13 protein-coding genes and 3 pseudogenes are annotated in these 21,724 nt (G+C 72.2%); 8 read left to right on the top strand and 8 right to left on the bottom strand.

The window, feature by feature from the left end:
* Window positions 1-88: 88 nt before the first annotated feature.
* A pseudogene (locus tag ACWD5Q_RS16075) lies at window positions 89-1,263 on the bottom strand (saccharopine dehydrogenase family protein).
* 247 nt (window positions 1,264-1,510) lie between these two features.
* On the opposite strand from ACWD5Q_RS16075, the gene ACWD5Q_RS16070 reads away from it, so the two are divergent.
* The 3 genes from ACWD5Q_RS16070 (at window position 1,511) to ACWD5Q_RS16060 (ending at window position 6,383) form a co-directional block, all read left to right on the top strand.
* The gene (locus ACWD5Q_RS16070; protein WP_451427606.1) at window positions 1,511-2,650 is read left to right on the top strand and encodes a CaiB/BaiF CoA transferase family protein; all 1,140 of its coding nucleotides are present in this window, start codon (window positions 1,511-1,513) and stop codon (window positions 2,648-2,650) included.
* Window positions 2,651-2,912: 262 nt separating this feature from the next.
* Window positions 2,913-4,127, top strand: coding sequence for an acetyl-CoA C-acetyltransferase (locus ACWD5Q_RS16065; RefSeq protein WP_451427605.1), 1,215 nt, complete (start codon window positions 2,913-2,915; stop codon window positions 4,125-4,127).
* A gap of 57 nt (window positions 4,128-4,184) precedes the next feature.
* Window positions 4,185-6,383 carry a 3-hydroxyacyl-CoA dehydrogenase NAD-binding domain-containing protein gene (locus ACWD5Q_RS16060; protein ID WP_451427604.1) on the top strand — a complete coding sequence of 733 codons (2,199 nt, stop codon included), beginning with the start codon at window positions 4,185-4,187 and terminating at the stop codon, window positions 6,381-6,383.
* Between the two features lie 78 nt (window positions 6,384-6,461).
* Here ACWD5Q_RS16060 and ACWD5Q_RS16055 read toward each other — a convergent pair whose 3' ends face one another.
* Window positions 6,462-7,181 carry a MerR family transcriptional regulator gene (locus ACWD5Q_RS16055; RefSeq protein WP_451427603.1) on the bottom strand — a complete coding sequence of 240 codons (720 nt, stop codon included), beginning with the start codon at window positions 7,179-7,181 and terminating at the stop codon, window positions 6,462-6,464.
* A 254-nt stretch (window positions 7,182-7,435) separates the two neighbouring features.
* Here ACWD5Q_RS16055 and ACWD5Q_RS16050 point away from each other — a divergent pair, with 254 nt between their 5' ends.
* Window positions 7,436-8,902, top strand: a complete 1,467-nt coding sequence (locus tag ACWD5Q_RS16050) for an amino acid permease (RefSeq protein ID WP_451427602.1) — start codon at window positions 7,436-7,438, stop codon at window positions 8,900-8,902.
* 221 nt (window positions 8,903-9,123) lie between these two features.
* On the opposite strand, the gene ACWD5Q_RS16045 is transcribed toward ACWD5Q_RS16050, so the two are convergent.
* The gene (locus ACWD5Q_RS16045; protein ID WP_451427601.1) at window positions 9,124-10,617 is read right to left on the bottom strand and encodes a M1 family metallopeptidase; all 1,494 of its coding nucleotides are present in this window, start codon (window positions 10,615-10,617) and stop codon (window positions 9,124-9,126) included.
* Window positions 10,618-10,839: 222 nt separating this feature from the next.
* Between ACWD5Q_RS16045 and ACWD5Q_RS16040 the strand changes: the two are divergent.
* Window positions 10,840-12,252 (top strand): annotated as a pseudogene (locus ACWD5Q_RS16040) (CocE/NonD family hydrolase C-terminal non-catalytic domain-containing protein); the annotation flags it as partial.
* 265 nt (window positions 12,253-12,517) lie between these two features.
* Window positions 12,518-14,158 carry a ribosomal protection-like ABC-F family protein gene (abc-f, locus tag ACWD5Q_RS16035; RefSeq protein WP_451427600.1) on the top strand — a complete coding sequence of 547 codons (1,641 nt, stop codon included), beginning with the start codon at window positions 12,518-12,520 and terminating at the stop codon, window positions 14,156-14,158.
* Between the two features lie 89 nt (window positions 14,159-14,247).
* On the opposite strand, the gene ACWD5Q_RS16030 is transcribed toward abc-f, so the two are convergent.
* The gene (locus tag ACWD5Q_RS16030; protein ID WP_451427599.1) at window positions 14,248-16,638 is read right to left on the bottom strand and encodes a Tex family protein; all 2,391 of its coding nucleotides are present in this window, start codon (window positions 16,636-16,638) and stop codon (window positions 14,248-14,250) included.
* Between the two features lie 325 nt (window positions 16,639-16,963).
* Window positions 16,964-17,830 (bottom strand): SCO6745 family protein, encoded by an 867-nt coding sequence (locus tag ACWD5Q_RS16025; protein WP_451427598.1) that lies wholly within the window; start codon window positions 17,828-17,830, stop codon window positions 16,964-16,966.
* A 99-nt stretch (window positions 17,831-17,929) separates the two neighbouring features.
* Here ACWD5Q_RS16025 and ACWD5Q_RS16020 point away from each other — a divergent pair.
* Window positions 17,930-18,040, top strand: a pseudogene (locus tag ACWD5Q_RS16020) (DJ-1/PfpI family protein); the annotation flags it as partial.
* Here ACWD5Q_RS16020 and ACWD5Q_RS16015 read toward each other — a convergent pair.
* A complete protein-coding gene (locus tag ACWD5Q_RS16015) occupies window positions 18,018-18,767 on the bottom strand; it encodes an enoyl-CoA hydratase/isomerase family protein (RefSeq protein WP_451427597.1) in 750 nt (249 codons plus the stop codon). The pseudogene ACWD5Q_RS16020 and the gene ACWD5Q_RS16015 overlap by 23 nt on opposite strands.
* Window positions 18,768-19,057: 290 nt before the next feature.
* Here ACWD5Q_RS16015 and ACWD5Q_RS16010 point away from each other — a divergent pair, with 290 nt between their 5' ends.
* On the top strand, window positions 19,058-19,567 hold the full coding sequence (locus tag ACWD5Q_RS16010; protein ID WP_451427660.1) for an ATP-binding protein: 510 nt from the start codon (window positions 19,058-19,060) through the stop codon (window positions 19,565-19,567).
* 114 nt (window positions 19,568-19,681) lie between these two features.
* Here the strand turns inward: ACWD5Q_RS16010 and idi are convergent, their stop codons facing one another.
* The gene (idi, locus tag ACWD5Q_RS16005) at window positions 19,682-20,275 is read right to left on the bottom strand and encodes an isopentenyl-diphosphate Delta-isomerase (RefSeq protein WP_451427596.1); all 594 of its coding nucleotides are present in this window, start codon (window positions 20,273-20,275) and stop codon (window positions 19,682-19,684) included.
* A 356-nt stretch (window positions 20,276-20,631) separates the two neighbouring features.
* Window positions 20,632-21,612, bottom strand: coding sequence for a UDP-glucose 4-epimerase GalE (galE, locus tag ACWD5Q_RS16000; protein ID WP_451427595.1), 981 nt, complete (start codon window positions 21,610-21,612; stop codon window positions 20,632-20,634).
* Window positions 21,613-21,724 lie beyond the last annotated feature (112 nt).

The raw sequence follows: 21,724 nt of genomic DNA, 5'->3' as shown, positions 1-21,724 counted from the left end.
GCTGAACCGCCCGAGCCGCCGTCACCGGGCGGGCGTGCCGCGCTGAGCCGTCCAGCACGCCACAGGGGGCGTCTTCGGCGCCCCGGCGCTACCGACGCGCCGCCACCCGGAAGGTGATGCCCGCCGTGCGCAGGCGCTCGATGAGGGCGTTGCCCAGGGCCTCGGCGGTCGTCACCTGGCCGGACGTGCGCGGCAGCTCGTCGAGCGCGAGGGACAGGGCCGACTCGGCGAACATCTTCGCCGTCTCGTCGTAGCCCGGGTCCCCGCCCGCGACCTCCGTGTACACACGCCGACCGCCGCCCTCTCCCACGAACCGCACCGTGAACCAGCTCTTGGCCCGCTTCTCGGGATCCGGCCCGTCCCCGGGCCTGAGCCGGTCCGACAGCCACTGCCGCGCGGGCGGCAGTTGCGCGGCCGTGAACAGGGCGCCCGCGGCCACGACACCGCCCACCGCGTAGGACAGGGTCGCGACCGCCGCGTAGTGCCGGTAGCGGAAGTCCGGCCCGTACCGCTCCAGCGCCCGGGCCGAGCGGCGCACCACCTGGGCGTCGACGGTCGGCAGCGGCAGCGCCCAGGCGCCGACCTCCCGCGCGAACCGAGGTGCGCCGAGAGGAGCCTGTGCCCGCCGTCCCGGCAGGCGCGGCTCGTACCGTGCGCGGTCCCGGGCCGCCGCCAGCAGCTGCGGCCCGCGCGCCATCTGGCCGAGCGCGGAGGCGAACGTGCCGCCCGAGAACATCCCCTCCGCACGGATGTATCCGTCCACCCTCAGCGGCACCCCTCGGGCAGCTGCTGGACGGTGAAGTACGCCCCCAGGTCGTGCGGAACGGAGTCGAACCCGCACGCGTGCACGAGGCGTGCCCCCGTCTCCCGCGCGCGTGCGTCGTGCCGCACATACACGAGGTCGACGAACTCGGCCTCGCCGCAGAGGTCGAGATAGTCGGTGCCCGCGTCGGCGCAGGCGGCCACCAGCTCCTCGCCGTACTCCAGATAGGGCCCGACCGTGGTGGCGAGTACGCGCGCGGAGCCGGCGAGTTCGCGCAGCGACTCCGGGTCCGAGACGTCCGCCCGCAGCACACCGGGCCCGGCGGGCCCCGCCAGCCGTTCCCGCAGTCGCTCCAGCTTCTCGGAGTTGCGGCCCGCCAGTGCCCAGCGCAGTCCCTCGGGAGCGTGCGCGGCGAGGTACCGCGCGGTGAGCGCACCCACGAAACCCGTGGCGCCGAACAGCACGACGTCGTACGCGCGCTCCGTCTTCAGCCTGCCCATGACACCTCTCCGCCCGTGCCGTTGCCGGTGGCTGAGGCTAGCGTGAGAGCCGGACCGTCGAGTGACGAGGTCGGTGCAAGGCCCGCGACCGGGTGGTTCGTCCCTCCGGGCGGCGGCCGGGGCGGCCGACCGGATGCTCTGCGGCCGTCTTTGACTAAGCGCTTGCTCGTCCAGCTCTTGCCCGAAGTGGAACACGTTCTTAACATCAGTGGTGTCACATCGGTGATGTCACGAGGCTGGGGGCCTGATGGCAGTGGCAGGGTCGCCGGGGCAGGGACCCCTGACCGGCGTGCGGGTCGTCGAGCTGGCGGGCATCGGGCCCGGCCCGTTCGCCGCCATGCTCCTCGCCGACCTCGGCGCGGACGTCGTGCGGGTCGAGCGGCCGGGCGGCCCGGGCCTCGCGATCAACCCCGAGCTCGACGTCACGAACCGCAACAAGCGCTCGGTGATCGTCGACCTGAAGACCGAGCACGGCCTGGGCAGCGTCCTCGACCTGGTGGAACGCGCCGACATCCTGATCGAGGGCTACCGCCCCGGCGTGGCCGAGCGCCTCGGCGTCGGCCCCGAGACCTGCCACACCCGCAACCCGCGACTCGTCTACGGCCGGATGACCGGCTGGGGCCAGGAGGGCCCGCTGGCCCCGCGCGCCGGGCACGACATCGCGTACATCGCGGTCACCGGCACGCTCGGCCTGATCGGCGCCCCGGACGCGCCGCCCGCCGTCCCCGCCAATCTCGTCGGCGACTACGCGGGCGGCTCGCTCTATCTGGTCGTCGGCGTCCTCGCCGCCCTCCACCACGCCCGCGCGACGGGCACGGGACAGGTCGTGGACGCGGCGATCGTCGACGGCGCCGCGCACCTGGCCTCGATGATCCACGGCATGCTCGCGGCCGGTGGCTGGCAGGACCGCCGGGGCGTCAACCTCCTCGACGGCGGCTGCCCCTTCTACGGCACCTACGAGACGGCCGACGGCCGGTACATGGCGGTGGGTGCCCTGGAGCAGCAGTTCTACGAGGAGTTCGTGGATCTGCTGGGCCTCGGCGACCAGGCACCGGCCCGCACGGACGTGACCCGCTGGGGCGAGCTGCGGGAGGCCGTCGCCGCCCGATTCAAGACGCGCACCCGTGAGGAGTGGACCGCTCTCTTCGAGGGCTCCGACGCGTGCGTGGCGCCCGTCCTCTCACTCCGCGAGGCCCCCGCCCACCCCCATCTCGCCGCCCGTGGCACCTTCACCGACCACGCCGGCATCACCCAGCCGGCGCCGGCACCCCGCTTCTCGGTCACCCGGACGGCGGTACGCGGCGGACCGGCGCGGCCCGGCGCCGACACCGAGGAGGTCGCGCGCGACTGGGACGTACCCGGACTCGTGCGGGAGGGCGACGGATGAAGCCCTCGAACGAGTCCCCGAACGCGCTCGCCGGGTCGGCCCGCTGCCCGGGTCCCTCGTCGACCGCACCGCGGACGCGGGCCACGGACCGCTGTCGCACGCCGCACCGCGGGTATGCCTCCCTCACGGAGCACCGCGTCCACCACGCCGCCAGGGCCCGCACCGACGGCCGTATTCCGACCATCCCCGACGGGACCACCGGGATCATGAAAAGGATCTCCGGTCGTCCCCCGCTCGGCCGACCCTCCCGAAAGGCTTACCAGTGAGCACCGAAGCGTATGTGTACGACGCGATCCGCACCCCGCGCGGACGCGGCAAGGTGAACGGCGCCCTGCACGGCACCAAGCCCATCGACCTGGTGGTGGGACTGATCCACGAGATCCGGCGGCGGTTCCCGGACCTCGACCCGGCCGCGATCGACGACGTCGTGCTCGGCGTCGTCAGCCCGGTCGGCGACCAGGGCTCCGACATCGCCCGTATCTCCGCGCTCGCCGCCGGACTGCCCGACACGGTGGCCGGATTCCAGGAGAACCGCTTCTGCGCGTCCGGTCTCGAGGCCGTCAATCTGGCTGCCGTGAAGGTTCGCTCGGGCTGGGAGGACCTGGTGCTCGCGGGCGGCGTCGAGTCGATGTCGCGGGTGCCGATGGCCTCGGACGGCGGCGCCTGGTTCGCCGACCCCATGACGAACCTGGCCACCAACTTCGTGCCGCAGGGCATCAGCGCCGACCTCATCGCCACCGTCGAGGGCTTCTCCCGGCGGGACGTCGACGAATACGCCGCGCTGTCCCAGGAGCGGGCCGCGGCCGCCTGGAAGGACGGCCGCTTCGAGAAGTCCGTGGTCCCCGTGACGGACCGCAGCGGACTGGTCGTCCTCGACCGCGACGAGCACATGCGGCCGGGCACCACGGCCGACTCGCTCGCGAAGCTTTCGCCGTCGTTCGCGGACATCGGCGACCTCGGCGGCTTCGACGCCGTGGCGCTGCAGAGGTACCACTGGATCGAGGAGATCAACCACGTCCACCACGCGGGCAACTCCTCCGGCATCGTGGACGGCGCGGCGCTCGTCGCCATCGGCTCCAAGGAGATCGGTGAGCGGTACGGGCTGCGGCCGCGGGCCCGGATCGTCTCGGCGGCCGTGTCCGGCTCCGAGCCGACGATCATGCTGACCGGCCCCGCACCCGCCAGCCGCAAGGCGCTCGCCAAGGCCGGGCTGACGATCGACGACATCGACCTGGTCGAGATGAACGAGGCGTTCGCCGCGGTCGTGCTGCGCTTCGCGAAGGACATGGACCTGTCCCTGGACAAGATCAACGTCAACGGCGGCGCCATCGCCCTGGGGCACCCGCTCGGCGCGACGGGCGCCATGCTGCTGGGCACGCTGGTGGACGAGCTGGAGCGCCAGGACAAGCGGTACGGGCTGGCCACGCTGTGCGTGGGCGGCGGCATGGGCATCGCCACCATCGTCGAACGCGTCTGACCTTCCCCCAACGGATCAACGGATCGACGGATCAACGGATCTTACGGAGCACCCCTGATGAGCACTGAGCCCACCACCATCCGCTGGGAGCAGGACGCCACCGGCGTCGTCACCCTCGTCCTCGACGACCCGAACCAGTCCGCGAACACCATGAACCAGGCGTTCACGGAGTCGATCGCGGCGGTCGCCGAGCGCGCCGAGGCCGAGAAGGACTCCATCCGCGGCATCATCTACACCTCCGCGAAGAAGACCTTCTTCGCCGGCGGCGACCTCAAGGACATGATCAAGGCCGGCCCCGAGGACGCCCAGCAGGTCTTCGACACCGGTGTGGCGATCAAGAACTCCCTGCGCCGCATCGAGACCCTGGGCAAGCCGGTCGTCGCGGCGATCAACGGCTCGGCCCTGGGCGGCGGCTACGAGATCGCGCTCGCCTCCCACCACCGCATCGCCCTAGACGCCCCCGGCTCCAAGATCGGCCTGCCGGAGGTCACGCTCGGCCTGCTCCCGGCGGGCGGCGGCGTCACCCGTACCGTGCGCCTGATGGGCATCGCCGACGCGCTGCTCAAGGTGCTGCTGCAGGGCACCCAGTACTCGCCCCGGCGCGCCCTGGAGAACGGTCTCGTCCACGACGTGGCCGCCACCCCCGAGGAGATGCTGGACAAGGCCCGCGCCTTCATCGACGCCCACCCCGAGTCGCAGCAGCCCTGGGACAAGCCGGGCTACCGGATCCCGGGCGGTACGCCGTCCAACCCGAAGTTCGCCGCCAACCTGCCCGCCTTCCCCGCCAACCTCCGCAAGCAGCTGAACGGCGCCCCCTACCCGGCGCCGCGCAACATCCTCGCGGCGGCCGTCGAGGGCTCCCAGGTCGACTTCGCGACCGCCCTGACCATCGAGGCGCGCTACTTCACCGAGCTGGTCACCGGGCAGACCGCGAAGAACATGATCCAGGCGTTCTTCTTCGACCTCCAGGCGGTCAACTCCGGCGCCAACCGCCCGAAGGGCATCGAGCCCCGCCAGGTCCGCAGGGTGGCCGTCCTCGGTGCCGGGATGATGGGCGCGGGCATCGCCTACTCCTGCGCCCGCGCCGGCATCGAGGTCGTCCTCAAGGACGTCTCCCCGGAAGCGGCGGCCCGGGGCAAGGCCTACTCGGAGAAGCTGTGCGCCAAGGCGGTCGCCAGGGGGCGTACGACGCAGGAGAAGGCGGACGCGCTGCTCGCCCGCATCACGCCCACCGCCGAGGCCGCCGACCTCGCGGGCTGCGACGCCGTCATCGAGGCCGTGTTCGAGGACCCGGCGCTCAAGCACAAGGTGTTCCAGGAGATCGAGCACATCGTCGAGCCCGACGCGCTGCTGTGCTCCAACACCTCCACCCTCCCGATCACCGCACTCGCCGAGGGCGTGGAGCGGCAGTCCGACTTCATCGGGCTGCACTTCTTCTCCCCCGTCGACAAGATGCCGCTCGTCGAGATCATCAAGGGCGAGCGGACCGGTGACGCGGCGCTGGCGCGCGCCTTCGACCTGGTCCGGCAGATCAACAAGACGCCGATCGTCGTCAACGACTCGCGCGGCTTCTTCACCTCCCGGGTCATCGGCCACTTCATCAACGAAGGCGTCGCGATGGTCGGCGAGGGCCTCGAGCCCGCCTCCGTCGAGCAGGCGGCGGCGCAGGCGGGCTATCCGGCGAAGGTGCTGTCCCTGATGGACGAGCTGACGCTCACCCTGCCGCGCAAGATCCGGAACGAGTCGAAGCGGGCCGTCGAGGAGGCGGGCGGCACCTGGACCACGCACCCGGCCGAGGCCGTCATCGACCGCATGGTCGACGAGTTCGGGCGCACCGGCCGCAGCGGCGGCGCCGGCTTCTACGACTACGGCGAGGACGGCACGCGCGGCCGGCTGTGGCCGGGCCTGCGGGAGCACTTCACCAAGCCGGGGCACACGATCCCGTTCGAGGACATGCAGGAGCGCATGCTGTTCTCCGAGGCGCTGGACACGGTCCGGCTCCTGGAGGAGGGCGTGCTGACGTCCGTTGCCGACGCAAACATCGGCTCGATCTTCGGGATCGGCTTCCCCGGCTGGACGGGCGGTGTCCTGCAGTACATCAACGGCTACGAGGGCGGCGCCGGGGTCGGAACCGGCCTGCCCGGCTTCGTGGCCCGAGCCCGGCAGCTCGCCGAGCGCTACGGCGAGCGGTTCACACCGCCCGCGCTGCTGGTGGAGAAGGCGGAGAAGGGCGAGCGCTTCACCGACGCGCGCTGAGCCGTCCAGGGACGCCGGGGCCCGGTTCCTGCGCCGGGCCCCCTCGGCCGCGCGTCCCGACCTGAATCCCGCGGGCCTTCAGGACTCCCGCGCCGGCTCCCCGTCCGTGAGCCACTCGCGCAGCTCCTCCCTCAGGGAGCGCTGGAACGTGGTGAGCAGGGCCTGCACCACCAGCGGCTGCATATGGGCCGAGAGCGACTTCACCTCCGTGGCGTCGCGCTCGGCGACCGCCTCCCGCAGCAGCCGCGACAACGCGCGCGCCGCCGCACGCGAGTGCTCGGTCAGCACCCCCCGGGCGGCGAGGACCGTGTCCAGACCGAGAGGCACGTCGAGCAGCTCGACACCGAGCCGCAGCAGCCCCGGATCCACGCGGTACGCGTCTTCGTCGTCGTCCGGCACGGCCACGCCCATCGCCGCCAGCCGCGTCAGGTCCTCCGCACCGAGCGGCCGCCCCGCCCGTCGCCGAAGTTCCTCGCGCGTCATCGTCTCGACCGTGTCCGGCGCCCAGGACGCCACGACCGCCCGGTGGATGGCGAGGTCCCGCGCGCTCAGGTCCGCCGGCAGCTGCCGCAGATGGCGCTCGATCGCGGCCAGCGTCATGCCCTGGCGCTGCAACTCCTCGATGAGCGCGAGCCGGGCCAGGTGCGCCTGCCCGTAGCGGCCCACCCGCCGGGGGCCGATCACGGGCGGCGGAAGCAGGCCCTTGGCGCTGTAGAAGCGGACGGTGCGGACCGTGACGCCCGCACGCGCGGCCAGCTCGTCGACGGTGAGCGTCGGCTCCTCGGTCTCGGTCGTCATGTGCAGCAGTATCGCTGTCCCACCACCGCTGTGACAGTGGAACGGACTCAGCACGGGCTTGTGGCGAACAGGCGACAGGAATGTGGTGATCACGTGAGAAGTGCCGCTATGTGACGTGCGCCATCGCAAACGGGGTGATCGGCGAGGGAAAGTGACCCCTTGGTCTGCGCTGCGTCAGCGGTGGCCGGGCCGTGCCCCATCCGGACACCCGCGCACCATCCCCGCGCCGGGCGCAGCAGAGAGTAGATCCCCTGGTGAGCAAGGACGCCGTGAACACGTCTGCGGTTGCATCCGTCCAGGATGCGGCCCGGACGCCCGCGGACGCGGGCGATGCCGGCTACAGCAAGGACCTCAAGCACCGCCACGTCAACATGATCGCGATCGGCGGAGCGATCGGCACGGGTCTCTTCCTGGGCGCGGGCGGCCGGCTGCACAACGCGGGACCCGCTCTCGCGCTGGCCTACCTGGTGTGCGGCGTCTTCGCCTTCTTCGTCGTCCGTGCCCTCGGCGAGCTGGTGCTGTACCGGCCGTCGTCCGGTTCCTTCGTGTCGTACGCGCGCGAGTTCCTCGGCGAGAAGGGCGCCTACGTCGCCGGCTGGATGTACTTCCTCAACTGGTCGACGACCGGTATCGCCGACATCACCGCGATCGCGCTGTACACCCACTACTGGAGCTTCTTCACCTCGATCCCGCAGTGGGTGCTCGCCCTGATCGCCCTCGCGGTCGTCCTGGCCGTGAACCTGATCTCGGTGAAGATCTTCGGCGAGATGGAGTTCTGGTTCGCCATCATCAAGGTCGCCACGCTGGTGAGCTTCATGTTCGTCGGCATCTTCCTGCTGGCCACGCAGCACGAGGTCGGCGGCCGGACGCCGGGTCTGAGCCTGATCACCGACCACGGCGGTGTCTTCCCGCACGGCGTCATGCCCGTCGTCCTCGTGATGCAGGGCGTGATCTTCGCCTACGCGGCGCTCGAACTGGTCGGTGTCGCCGCGGGCGAGACCGCCGAGCCGGAGAAGGTCGTCCCGCGCGCGGTGAACTCGATCATGTGGCGGGTGGGTCTCTTCTACGTCGGTTCGGTGATCCTGCTCGCGCTGCTGCTGCCGGGCTCCGTGTACTCCGCGGACCAGAGCCCCTTCGTCACCGTGCTGTCGAAGATCGGTGTCCAGGGCGCCGGCGACGTGATGAACCTGGTCGTGCTGACGGCCGCGATGTCCTCGCTGAACTCCGGCCTCTACTCCACCGGCCGCATCCTGCGCTCCATGGCCATGGCGGGTTCGGCGCCCAAGTTCACGGCACGGATGAACCGCAGCCAGGTCCCCTACGGCGGCATCCTGCTCACCTGCGCGGTCTGTGTGCTCGGCGTCGGCCTGAACTACCTCGTGCCGAGCCAGGCGTTCGAGATCGTGCTGAACGTGGCGTCCCTCGGCATCATCAGCACCTGGGTGATCATCATGGTCTGCCACCTGGTCTTCGTCCGCCGCGCCAAGGCGGGGCTGGTCACCCGGCCGTCCTTCCGGCTGCCCGGCAGCCCGGTGACGGAGATCGTGACCGTGGCCTTCCTGGTGGCCGTGCTCGGCCTGATGGGGAACGACCCCGAGGTCGGCCGCAAGACACTGCTCCTCATCCCGGTGGTGGCGGCGCTGCTCGTCGGCGGCTGGTTCGCACTGCGCCGCAGGATCGCGGCGGGCTCGGACCAGGAGCTGAGCGACCTGACGAAGTAGCGGCTCACCCCCCACTGCCAGTGGGGCCTTCCACGGTGGCGTCATGCCGGGGACCGCGTGTGTCCGGGGTGGCGCCACCGCGCCGTCGGTGGCGCCCTCCGGCCGCCCGGGGTCCGGCTCCGCGTCCACACCGCGGAGCCGGAGCCGGAGCCGGAGCCGGAGCCGGCCGGGCGGGCCGGACCGCGCTGGTCCGGCCCGGACTTCCGGCGGCACGCGGCTGATCAGCCCGCGTGGACGCCGTTCGTCGCCTCGATCTGCTTCCACGACTTGGGCCGGACGGGAGCGGTGGCCGCCCGAGCGGCCATCGCGGCGCGCGCCGCGGTCGCGGCCGGCTTCGACGGCTGGAACAGCCAGGTGTCGAAGAGCGCGGCCAGCGGCTTCCCGGACACCTTCTCCGCGTAGGCCTGGAAGTCGGCGACCGACGCGTTGCCGTACGCGTGCTCCTTGGGCCAGCCCTTCAGGATGGCGAAGAACGCGTCGTCCCCGACCGCGTTGCGCAGCGTCTGGACGGCGAGCGCCCCCCGGTCGTAGACCGCCGCGTCGAACTGGTGGTCAGGGCCCGGGTCACCGGGCCTGACCGTCCAGAACGCGTCGTCGGCCGGGTGCGAGGCGTACACGTAGTCCGCCAGCTCCTGTGCCGTGCCCTCGCCCTCGTGCTCCGACCACAGCCACTGGGCGTACCGCGCGAAGCCCTCGTTGATCCAGATGTCCTTCCAGCCCTTCAGCGACACGTCGTCGCCGTACCACTGGTGCGCCAGCTCGTGCACGACGACCGACGTGTTCGAGCCGTTCGCGAACTGCTTCGGGCTGTAGTAGACGCGGGTCTGCGTCTCCAGCGCGTACCCGGTGGTGGTGTTCGGCACGTATCCGCCGACCGAGTCGAACGGGTACGGCCCGAGGTAGCCCGTCAGCCAGTCGACGATCTCCCCGGTCCGCTCCACGCTCGCCCGCGCCGCCCCGTCGTTGTCGCCGAGGTCCTTGCTGTACGCGTTGATGACCGGGACGCCGGCCGACGTCGTCCCGGTTGTGATGTCGAACCTGCCGATCGCGAGCGTGGCCAGATACGTCGCCTGCGGCTTGCCGGACCGCCAGTTGTAGCGGGTCCAGCCGAGCTTCGAACTCGTCGACTGCAGCGTGCCGTTGGAGATCGCCTGGGTGCCGTCCGGCACGGCCACCGACACGTCGTACGTCGCCTTGTCGAGCGGGTGGTCGTTGCTCGGGAACCACCACCACGCCGACTCGGGCTCGTCGGCCGCGACGGCGCCGTCCGGGGTGCGGTGCCAGGTGGTGAAGCCGTACGCGCTCTTCGTGGACGGCACCCCGCGGTAGCGCACCACGACGGTGACGGGCGTGCCCTTCAGCAGCGGGGCGGCCGGGGTGATCACCAGTTCGTGCTGGCCGGAGGTGGCGAAGGCCGCCTTCGCGCCGTTCACCCGCACCTCGCTGACATCGAGCAGAAAGTCCAGGTCGAACCGGGACAGGTCCTGCGTCGTCCTCGCGAGGATCGTCGCGGTGCCCTCCAGTTCGTCCGACCGCGGCTGGTACGTCAGCCGCAGGTCGTAGTGGGAGACGTCGTATCCGCCGTTGCCGTAGTACGGGTAATAGGGGTCGCCGATCCCCGGAGCGCCGGGCTGGAAGCCGGCCGCCGATGCCGGGATCGCCAGCAACAGGGAGGCCGCCGCGAGTGCGCCCGGTGCGATGAGTCTGCGGTGCACGAGAGCTCCAAGTCATAGGGGCACGAGATCCGTTCGGAGCCTATTCAGTCCCTGTGCGCCCGAGCATGTCCATGGCACCGTCCGTCACACGATCGCCATCCGGCCGTCATGAGCGAAACCGTCCCACCACGCTGCCTGGGCCTTCCCGCCCCGGAAGCCTCATGCTTCGGCAGCCGCCCTCTTCTGCACGGGAGTTGACCGCTGTACCGTCCCCCGCATGTACGCGCCAGGGCCACCTGGACCGACGGGCGGACCGGCATGATCGGCAAGAGCTGGGACGGCACCATCGCCAACGGCGTCGCCGCCACCGGCGTCAAGGGCCTGAAGACCATCGTGCCGATCAGCGCCATCTCCTCCTGGTACGACTACTACTTCGCCAAGGGCGCCCCGCTGTACGACTCGGGCCCCGACTGGCTCTCCGGCTACGTCGACAGCCCCGACGCCCGCGCCACGTGCGCCGCGGTCCAGCGCAAGCTCATCGCCGGCGCGCCACGCACGGGTGACTGGACGCCGCTGTGGACCGAGCGCGACTACGTGAAGAACGCGAGCAAGGTCCGCGCCAGCGTCTTCCTCATCCACGGCACGCAGGACCTCAACGTCCGCACCAAGCACTTCGGCCAGTGGTGGAACGCGCTTGCGAAGAACGGCGTACAGCGCAAGATCTGGCTCTCGCAGACCGGTCATGTCGACCCCTTCGACTTCCGGCGCGCCGCGTGGGTGGACACGCTGCACCGCTGGTTCGACCACGAACTCCTCGGCTACGACAACGGCATCGACCGCGCACCCATGGCCGACATCGAGCGCCACCCCGACCAGTGGGTCACCTCCACGGTCTGGCCGCCCCGGGGCACGGCGACGACCACGCTGCGCCCGGCCCGGGGTACCCAGTCCGGCGTCGGCACCCTCGGTCTGCGCACCGGCACGGGCACCGAGACCTTCACCGACGACCCACGGTTGAGCGAGACCGACTGAGCCGCGTACCTGGACGAACCCACCGCGAACAAGGCTGGGTTCATCACCCCGCCCCTGTCGCGGGACCTGCGGGTGTCCGGTTCCTCCACGGTCACCGTCACCGTCACCCCGACCACCTCCACGGCCCACCTCTCCGCGGTGCTCGTCGACCTCGGCCCCGACACCATCCGCGCCTACGCCGACTCCGGCGAGGGCGTCACCACACTCACCGACCGCACCTGCTGGGGCGCGAGCACGGCCGGCGACAGCGCCTGCTTCAAGGTCACCCAGGCCAAGAGGACCGACGTCACCGCCACGGTGTTCAGCCGGGGCTGGGCCGATCTCGGCCACTACGCCTCGGACCGGAAGGGCGTTCCGCTCACCCCGGGCACGGCGTACCCGATCACGCTCGACCTGGCCGCGACCGACCATGTCGTCCCGGAGGGCCACCGGCTCGCGCTGATCGTCGCCGGCACCGACAAGGACCTCATCGATCCCCCATCGAGCACCCCCACGCTGACCGTCGACCTCTCCCGTTCGGCCGCCCGGGTGCCGCTCGTGGGAGGGACGGCCGCGTTCGCGCGGGCCCTGTCCGGCTCCCCGGCCGCCGCGCCTTCGGCGGCCACGGCGGACGGCGTACCGACCCCGCACACCGTCCGCCGTGTGCCGGGGGAGGGCCGATGACGGCACGGACCCTGACAGCGGCCGAAATTCCGGTGAGGCGGTCCAGGATGCGGTGAGGCGGCCGGGAACGCGGTGTCCGCGTCGCCGATGCGACCGGCAGGCCGACATTGCTGTAGGCGGGCCGGCATGGCGGTGAGCCTGACGACGATGCAGCGAGGCGGCCGGACTCACGGGCCCGGCCGCCTCCCATACATCCATACGCCCACGCCCCGACGCCCAGGCCCCTCGTGAGGGTGGGCCGTCTGTCGCTAGGATCGGCGCTCTGATGACTGCCACTCTCGTCGCCAAGGACCTCGCCGCCGGCCACGGCGACCGCTCGCTGTTCTCCGGGCTCGACCTCGTCGTCGCACCCGGTGATGTGATCGGGCTCGTCGGTGCCAACGGCGCCGGAAAGTCCACCCTGCTGCGGATGCTCGCCGGACTGGTCAGCCCCGAGCGGGGTGAGCTGCGCCTGTCGCCGCCGACCGCGACGGTCGGCCATCTGCCCCAGGAGCCGGAGCGCAGACCGGGGGAGACCGTGCGGGAGTTCCTGGCGCGCCGCACGGGCGTGGCCGAGGCGCAGCGGCGGATGGACGAGGCCACGCAGGGGCTCGTCGACGGCGCGCCCGGTGCCGACGACGCGTACGCGGTGAGCCTGGAGCGCTGGCTCGGCCTCGGTGGCGCGGACCTCGACGAGCGCGCCGAGGAGGTCGCCGACTCCCTCGGACTGGGTGTCGGCCTGGACCAGCCCATGACGTCCCTGTCCGGTGGCCAGGCGGCCCGCGCCGGCCTCGCCTCGCTGCTGCTGTCGCGCTACGACGTGTTCCTGCTCGACGAGCCGACGAACGACCTGGACCTGGACGGCCTGGACCGCCTGGAGCGGTTCGTCAGCGGACTGCGGGCCGGCACGGTGGTGGTCAGCCACGACCGCGAGTTCCTCACCCGCACGGTCACCAAGGTCCTCGAACTCGACCTGGCGCAGCGGCAGATCAACCTCTACGGCGGCGGTTACGAGGCCTATCTGGAGGAGCGCGAGCGGGACCGCCGGCACGCCCGCGAGGAGTACGAGGAGTACGCCGACAAGAAGGCCGGCCTCCAGGATCGGGCGCAGACGCAGCGCGCCTGGATGGACAAGGGCGTGAAGAACGCGCGCCGCAAGGCGGGCAACGACAACGACAAGATCGGCCGTAAGTTCCGCAGCGAGGCCAGCGAGAAGCAGGCCGCGAAGGCCCGGCAGACCCAGCGCATGATCGAGCGCCTCGAGGTCGTCGAGGAACCTCGCAAGGAGTGGGAACTGCGCATGGAGATCGCGTCGGCCCCGCGTTCGGGCGCGGTCGTCGCGACCCTCCGGGACGCCGAGGTGCGGCGCGGGGACTTCACCTTCGGCCCGGTGTCCTTGCAGATCGACTGGGCGGACCGGGTGGCGGTGACGGGGGCGAACGGCGCGGGCAAGTCCACGCTGCTCGGCGCGCTGCTGGGCCGCATCCCCCTCGACGCGGGCCGGGCCACCCTCGGTCCGGGCGTCCTGATCGGCGAGGTCGACCAGGCCCGCGCCCACTTCCACGGCTCGGAAACCCTGCTGGACGCGTTCCGCGCGGCGGTCCCCGACACGGAACCGGCCGAGGTCCGCACCCTGCTGGCCAAGTTCGGTCTGAAGGCGGACCACGTCCTGCGTCCGGCGGTGACCCTCTCCCCGGGCGAGCGCACCAGGGCCGCCCTCGCCCTGCTCCAGGGCCGGGGCGTCAACCTTCTGGTGCTGGACGAGCCCACCAACCACCTCGACCTGCCGGCCATCGAACAGCTGGAAGCGGCCCTGGACTCCTACGCGGGCACGCTGCTCCTGGTCACCCACGACCGCCGGATGCTGGACGCGGTCCGGGTCACCCGCCGACTGGAAGTGGCGGACGGCAAGGTGACGGAGCGCTAGCGAGGCGGTACGAGCCTGGCGGGCGCCGGGCCCGCGGGCCGAACGGGTCCGGACCCCCGTGGCACCACGGAGGCCCGGACCCGGACGGCTCAGCGTCGGCCGTTCTTGGCGTCGAGCAGCCCGGCGCGGCGCAGTGCGTCGGCCATCGCGCTGTTGGCCGGCGCGGGCGCCTGGCGGGAGCCGCCGCCCTGCCGCGAGCCGCCGCCCTGGCGGCCCTGCTGCTGCCGCTGCTGCGGGGGACGCCCGCCGCGCTGCTGGCGGCCGCCACCGCCCTGCTCGCCCTGCGGGGCGGCCTCGTCGTCCAGCCGCAGGGTCAGCGAGATCCGCTTGCGCGGGATGTCGACGTCCAGCACCTTGACCTTGACGATGTCGCCCGGCTTCACCACGTCCCGCGGGTCCTTGACGAACGTCTTGGACATCGCGGAGACATGCACCAGGCCGTCCTGGTGGACGCCGACGTCCACGAAGGCGCCGAAGGCGGCGACGTTCGTGACCACGCCCTCCAGGACCATCCCCGAGGACAGGTCGGAGATCTTCTCGACGCCCTCCTTGAAGGTGGCCGTCTTGAACGCGGGCCGCGGGTCGCGCCCGGGCTTCTCCAGCTCCTTCAGGATGTCGGTCACGGTCGGCAGGCCGAACGTCTCGTCCACGAACTCGGACGCCTTCAGCGAGCGCAGCACCGTCGTGTTGCCGATCAGCGAGGCCACCTCCTGGCCCGCGGTCTTCACCATGCGGCGGACCACCGGGTACGCCTCCGGGTGCACGCTGGAGGCGTCCAGCGGGTCGTCACCGCCGCGGATCCGCAGGAAGCCCGCGCACTGCTCGTACGCCTTGGGGCCGAGCCGGGTCACGTTCTTCAGTTGCGAGCGCGAGGTGAACGGGCCGTGGGAGTCCCGGTGGGCCACGATGTTCTCGGCGAGCCCGGAGGAGATGCCGGAGACCTGGGAGAGCAGCGGGGCCGACGCCGTGTTGACGTCCACGCCCACGCCGTTCACACAGTCCTCGACCACCGCGTCCAGCGAGCGCGACAGCTTCACCTCGGACAGGTCGTGCTGGTACTGGCCGACGCCGATGGACTTCGGGTCGATCTTCACCAGCTCGGCGAGCGGGTCCTGCAGCCGGCGGGCGATGGAGACCGCGCCGCGCAGCGACACATCCATGTCCGGCAGCTCCTGCGAGGCGAACGCCGAGGCGGAGTACACCGAGGCGCCCGCCTCGGAGACCATCACCTTGGTGAGCTTCAGCTCCGGGTGCTTGCCGATCAGCTCGGCGGCGAGCTTGTCGGTCTCGCGTGACGCCGTGCCGTTGCCGATCGCCACCAGCTCGACCGCGTGCTCCTTGGCCAGGCGCGCCAGCTTGGCGATCGCCTCGTCCCACTTGTTGGCCGGCACATGCGGGTAGATGACGTCCGTCGCGACGACCTTGCCGGTCGCGTCCACCACGGCCACCTTCACGCCCGTACGGAACCCGGGGTCCAGGCCGAGCGTGGCCCGCGTGCCGGCCGGGGCGGCGAGCAGCAGGTCGCGCAGGTTCGCCGCGAAGACTGTCACCGCCTCGTCCTCGGCCGCCGTGCGCAGCCGTAGCCGCAGATCGATGCCGAGGTGCACCAGGAGGCGGGTGCGCCAGGCCCAACGGACCGTGTCCACCAGCCACTTGTCGGCGGGGCGGCCCCGGTCGCCGATCCCGAAGCGGTTCGCCACGATCCCCTCGTACGACGACGGGCCCTCCGTGGGCTCCTCCGGCTCCAGGACCAGGTCGAGGACCTCCTCCTTCTCGCCGCGCAGCATGGCGAGGACGCGGTGGGAGGGAAGCTCGGTGAAGGGCTCCGCGAAGTCGAAGTAGTCGGCGAACTTGGCGCCCGCCTCCTCCTTGCCCTCGCGTACCGTGGCGGCGAGGCGCCCGCGCACCCACATGCGCTCGCGCAGCTCGCCGATCAGGTCCGCGTCCTCCGAGAACCGCTCGGTGAGGATCGCCCGTGCGCCGTCGAGCGCGGCCTGCGGGTCGGCCACTCCCTTGTCGGCGTCGACGAAGGCGGCGGCAGCCGCGAGCGGCTCCACCGACGCGTCGCCGAGCAGGCCTTCGGCCAGCGGCTCCAGTCCGGCCTCACGCGCGATCTGCGCCTTGGTGCGCCGCTTGGGCTTGTACGGCAGACAGATGTCCTCCAGGCGCGCCTTGGTCTCCGCGCCCCGGATCCGTGCCTCCAGCTCCTCGGTGAGCTTGCCCTGCTCGCGCACCGACTCCAGGATCGCCGCGCGCCGCTCCTCCAGCTCCCGCAGATAGCGCAGCCGCTCCTCGATCGTGCGCAGTTGCGCGTCGTCGAGCATCTCGGTCGCTTCCTTGCGGTAGCGGGCGATGAAGGGCACCGTCGAGCCGCCGTCGAGCAGCTCGACCGCGGCCTTCACCTGCCGCTCCCGTACGCCGAGCTCCTCGGCAATCCTGCCTTCGATGGACCCTGCTCCGAGGGACCCGGGTGTCGTCACGATCCCGTACCGCCTTCTCCACTGAGGTTGCGCGGCAATTGTGGCAGGTCGCACCGACAACAGGCGGTCAGGGCATGGATCGAGGGGAGGCGGGGCGCTCTCCGTGCCTCGCCGCCCCGGGGCACGGGCCTCTCGGACCCGGCGCGCGTCCCGCCGCGCCGAGGCCGCCGTCCCGCCGAACGGCCTGGCCAGAGCCCGGAACGGCTCGGTCACCACTGTGGCGACGGCCCCTGCCGGTCCGGCGCGGCACCGCGACGCGCGCACGGAACCCGGTTGTCCCCTTCCGCCGCACCCCGGCGTGTCCGCCGGTGTGCGGCCGGCTGCCTCACCCCTTGCCGAGCAGGTCGGCGGGGAAGGCGCCGGCCTGGTGCGCCCTGGTCAACAGGGCGCCCGCCAGCTCCGTCAGCCGGGCGACGCCGGCGGCTCCGAGGTGTTCGTACGGGGCCCGGTCGAGGCGGTCGGTCTCCGCCTCGATGTCCCCGCGCAGTGCGGTGCCCGCCTCGGTCAACTCGCCGTCCGCGCCGAGCAGTCCCCGCTCGCGCAGCCGCCCGCACGCCGCGTCCCAGTCCGCCCGGCCCCAGCCGCGGGTGGCGAGGACCCACTTCGGGGACATGCCCTTGCCCGTCGCGCTGTGTGTCACGAGCGCCTCCACCGGGTCGAGCTCCGCTCCCAGCAGCACCGTGAGGTGGCCGTCGCCGCGGTGCTCGCGCAGCAGCGTGGTCGCGTGCCAGAACGCCAGGTGCGGCTCTTTCGGCACCGGCAGGTCGGCGTGCGCCGCGTACAGGGGGCGCGCGTGCCGGGTGCACGCCTCGGCGGCGCGCAGCGCCAGCTCCGCCGCCTCGGCCATCTCCTCGGCGGCGACCGCCTCCTCGCCGAGCAGCCGACGCAGGGTCGCGTCGACGCCACGCGCGCGTGCCGCGAGCACCGCCGCCGGGGACGCCGTCTTCCATACGGCGGGCACATGCCGTGCCACCAGCTCGGGGCTGAAGTTGTAGAACGCCGCCGTCACCACGCCCGCGCCCACCGCTCCCATCGCCGCGGCCCGTACCGCGAAGTAGGCGGCCCGCTGGTGGTCGACGCCCAAGGCGGTCATTTCCCGTTGCAGATCCGGTGAGAAGTAGTGCATCGAGTGAAAGGGATTGATCAGGTTGTGGCAGCGCCGTGCGGCGCGTTCCGGGAGGGGAGTCGTCATGCGCGGTAGGTTACCGACTGGTTGGTACGCGGGAACCCTGTGGCCGACACGCAAGGGCAGGAAAGGTGGCGCGGCCCCGGCCGAGTACCGCCGCCGCTCGAGTACGACCCGCAGCCGCCCTACGACGCCGGGTCCCCGCACAAGGCGCCCGCGCACCTCGTCGAGAAGTTCCGCGCCGAGAGCCGCTTCATCCTGACAGGGTCCAGGTGAACCGGGGCGGTCTGCGCTCCAGGAACGCGGTGACGCCCTCCGCGGTGTCGCCGCCGGCGCGCGCCCGCTCGGCCCAGTACGCGTCCCGGTCCGTCAGCCCGTTCGCGAACTCCTTGGCCGCGGCCTGGGTCAGTTGCGAGCGCGAGGCCAGCACCCGGGTGAACTCCGCTACCCGCTTGGCGAGTTCGCCCTCGGGCAGCACCTCGTCGATCATGCCCGTGCGCAGCGCCCGCTCCGAGTCGATCAACTCGCCCGAGAACAGGAGGTACTTGGCGGTGCCGGGACCCACCAGGGCCACCAGTCGGCGGGTGGACGAGGCCGGGTAGACGATGCCCAGCCTGGCGGGAGTCACCCCGAAGAGCGCCCCCTCTTCCGCGAACCGCAGGTCGCAGGCCGCCGCGAGCTGCGACCCGCCGCCCACGCAGTGGCCGCGGATCGCCGCCAGCGTCGGCTTCGGGAAGGCGGCCAGTGCCTCCTCGGCCAGCACGGCAAGGCGCTGGGCCCGCTCCGGCGACCCCCGCAGCGTCGAGATGTCGGCGCCCGCGCAGAAGGTCCCGCCCTCGCCGGTGAGCACCAGCGCCCGGACGACCGGATCGGCGGCGAGTTCGCCGAGCAGCGGCGGCAGCGCCTTCCACATGCCGGCCGTCATGGCGTTCCGCTTGGCCGGGTGGTGGATGACGACGGTCGCGACCGAGTCGGTGACGCGGTGCAGCAGCTGCGGCTCCATGGGCCGGATGCTATCCGCACCTTCCGGACGCCCGGTCACGAAGGGTCCGCGGACGGCAGGCACCGCCGCGCGGGCCGGCCGGAGTCCCGCCCCCGAACCCGTACAACCCGAAGAGTTCCGAAGTCGGCGCGGGGGAGGACAGGAGCGGTCACGCAAACGACCGTGTCATACGCCAACGGTCAAAATGCCGTCGATACCCGCCGAGTTGTGTTCAGTCATTCGGGACGGACCAGTGCATTCCCAACACTCGACGCGTGGTGACAATCGAGCGCGAGGGTGGCGACCGGGCTATGGAGAACAGAGGGCGGGGGGCAGACCCGCGCCCTGACCGCGGCGGGTACGAGCCGGACGGTCCACGGCCGCCGGCGCCGCTGCCGTACGAGGGGGTCTGGCGGTTCACGGCCGCCGCCGTGGAGGCCTCGGTGCCACAGGCGAGGCACGCCGTCCGGGATCTGCTCGCCCGCCAGGGTGTGCCCGTCTCGGACGACACCGTGCACGCCCTGCTGCTGATCGTCTCCGAACTGGTCACCAACGCGGTGCGGCATGCGGCGCTGCTGTCGCCGATGCTCGCCGTCGAGGTCGCCGTGGGCCCGGAGTGGGTGAGGGTGTCGGTGGAGGACGAGCACCCCTACCGCCCGAGCGCGCTGGAGGCCGACCATGGGCAGACCGGTGGCCGGGGACTGCTGCTGGTCCGCGAGGTCACCAGGGAGGCCGGCGGGGTGTGCGACGTCGAACACACGGCGAGCGGCGGCAAGGTGATCTGGGCCGCACTCCCCCTCAAACCCGCACGGTTCCTGTGAGCCGGTTCCCCGCCGCCACGGCTCCGCCCGCCCTGGGGTGCCCGCCTGCCGCGGGGTGCCCGTACGCTCCGGGGCGTCCGTCCGGGCGCGCGGGCCGCCGGACGGACCCTCGGGTCACCAGCCCGCGGACGGACCCGTCAGCTCTCTGATCGCCGGCCGTGCCGCGTCCAGGACCGTCATGAACCACGACGAGAACGGGAGGTTCGCGTGCCGCTCGGCAAGCTCCCCCGGGGTCACCAGGGCCGTCGCCCCGACCTCCTCCGGGTCCGGGTGCGCCGAGGACTGCACGAGCCCGACGAAGAGATGGTTGTACTCCTGCTCCACCAGGCCGGAGTCCGGGTCCGGGTGGTTGTAGCGCACCGTGCCCGCCTCGGCCATCAGCGACGGGGAGATCCCCAGCTCCTCGTACGTCCGCCGGGCCGCCGCCGCGAACGGGGCCTCGCCCGGGTAGGGGTGGCCGCAGCAGGTGTTCGACCAGACACCGGGGGAGTGGTATTTGCCGAGCGCCCGCTGCTGGAGCAGCAGCCGGCCGTGCTCGTCGAAGAGGAACACGGAGAACGCGCGGTGCAACCGCCCGGGCGGCTGATGGGCGGCAAGCTTCTCCGCCGTGCCGATCGTGGTGCCGTTCTCGTCGACCAGCTCCAGCAGGATCGCGTCAGCGGTGCCGTTCGACGAACGGTGTGTCGCGGTGGCAGGTGTGATCGGCATACCCATCCTTCGCATCGGTTGTCCATTCCCAGTCTGCCGTACGAATCCGGCACTCCCGGCACTTCCTACCGCCCGCATGTCCCCACTGGGCGGTCCGTGCGGGCCTTTGTGCCCGCACGGAACAGACGCCGGACGTGGCCGGAAACCTGATCGTGATCGTTCCCGGTGCCAGGGAACGGGAACCGTTCCCACCGTGCACTGCCGGGGACCGGCGCCCGGGCGCGCGCCGTACGACCTCAAGCCCAGCCGCTCCGGGCCCCCACCGATTTCCGGCGCCCGGGCGCGCGCCGTACGACCGGCGCACGCGCCGGCCCCCCACTCCTGCGGCCCGCCCCGCGGCGAACGGGCGCCGACGTTCAGCCGCGGCCCGCCTCCGGGTGGTGCAGCAGCCAGCCCCGCCACGCCGACTCCACCATCTCCCGCACCCCGCGCCGGGCCCTCCACCCCAGCTCTCGCTCGGCCAGCGCGGCCGACGCGACCGCACGGGGCGCGTCACCGGGGCGGCGCGCATCGACGACCGGGACCGTGGTGTCCCCGGTCACCTCGCCGATGAGCGTGACCAGTTCACGCACCGAGACCCCCTCACCACGGCCGATGTTCACGGTCAGATCGCCCGCCGCGCCTTTGGCCAGCCGCCGGGCCGCCGCCAGGTGCGCGTCGGCGAGGTCGGCGACGTGGATGTAGTCGCGTACGCAGGTGCCGTCCGGGGTCGGATAGTCGTCACCGAAGATCCGCGGCGCCTCGCCGCGGGTCAGCCGGTCGAAGACCATCGGGACGATGTTGAACACGCCCGTGTCGGCCAGCTCCGGCTCGGCCGCCCCCGCCACGTTGAAGTAGCGCAGACACACGGTCGCCATGCCGTACGCCCGGCCCGCCGCCCGCACCAGCCACTCACCCGCGAGCTTCGTCTCGCCGTACGGGCTCATCGGGGCGCAGGGCGTGTCCTCCGTGATGAGATCCACATCGGGGGTGCCGTAGACGGCCGCCGACGAGGAGAACAGGAACCGCTCGATCCCCGCCTCGGCGACCGCCTCCAGCAGCGTCGCGAGACCGCCCACGTTCTCCTGGTAGTAGCGCGTGGGCTGGGCCACGGACTCCCCGACCTGCTTGCGCGCGGCCAGGTGCACCACACCGGTGACCGCGTGCTCGGCCAGGACCCGCTTCAGCAGCCGGCCGTCCAGCGAGGAACCCTGCACCAGCGGAATGCTTTCCGGGAGCCGCGCCGGCATGCCGGTGGAGAGGTCGTCGAGCACCAGGACGCGCTCACCTTCCGCGGCCATCGCCCGCGCCACGTGCGCCCCGATGTAACCGGCCCCGCCGGTGATCAGCCATGTCATGGCCCCTCACCCTATGCCTGCCGGCGAACCCGCCGCACGGTCCGGTCGTCCCGTCACATGGTCCGGTCGTCCCGCCGCAAGGCCCGGTCGTCCCGCCGCATGCCCCGGTCCT

The sequence above is a fragment of the Streptomyces sp. NPDC002513 genome (assembly GCF_053595355.1).
The sequence above is the reverse complement of the archived record's forward strand: the minus strand, read 5'-3'. Positions and strand labels throughout refer to the sequence as shown.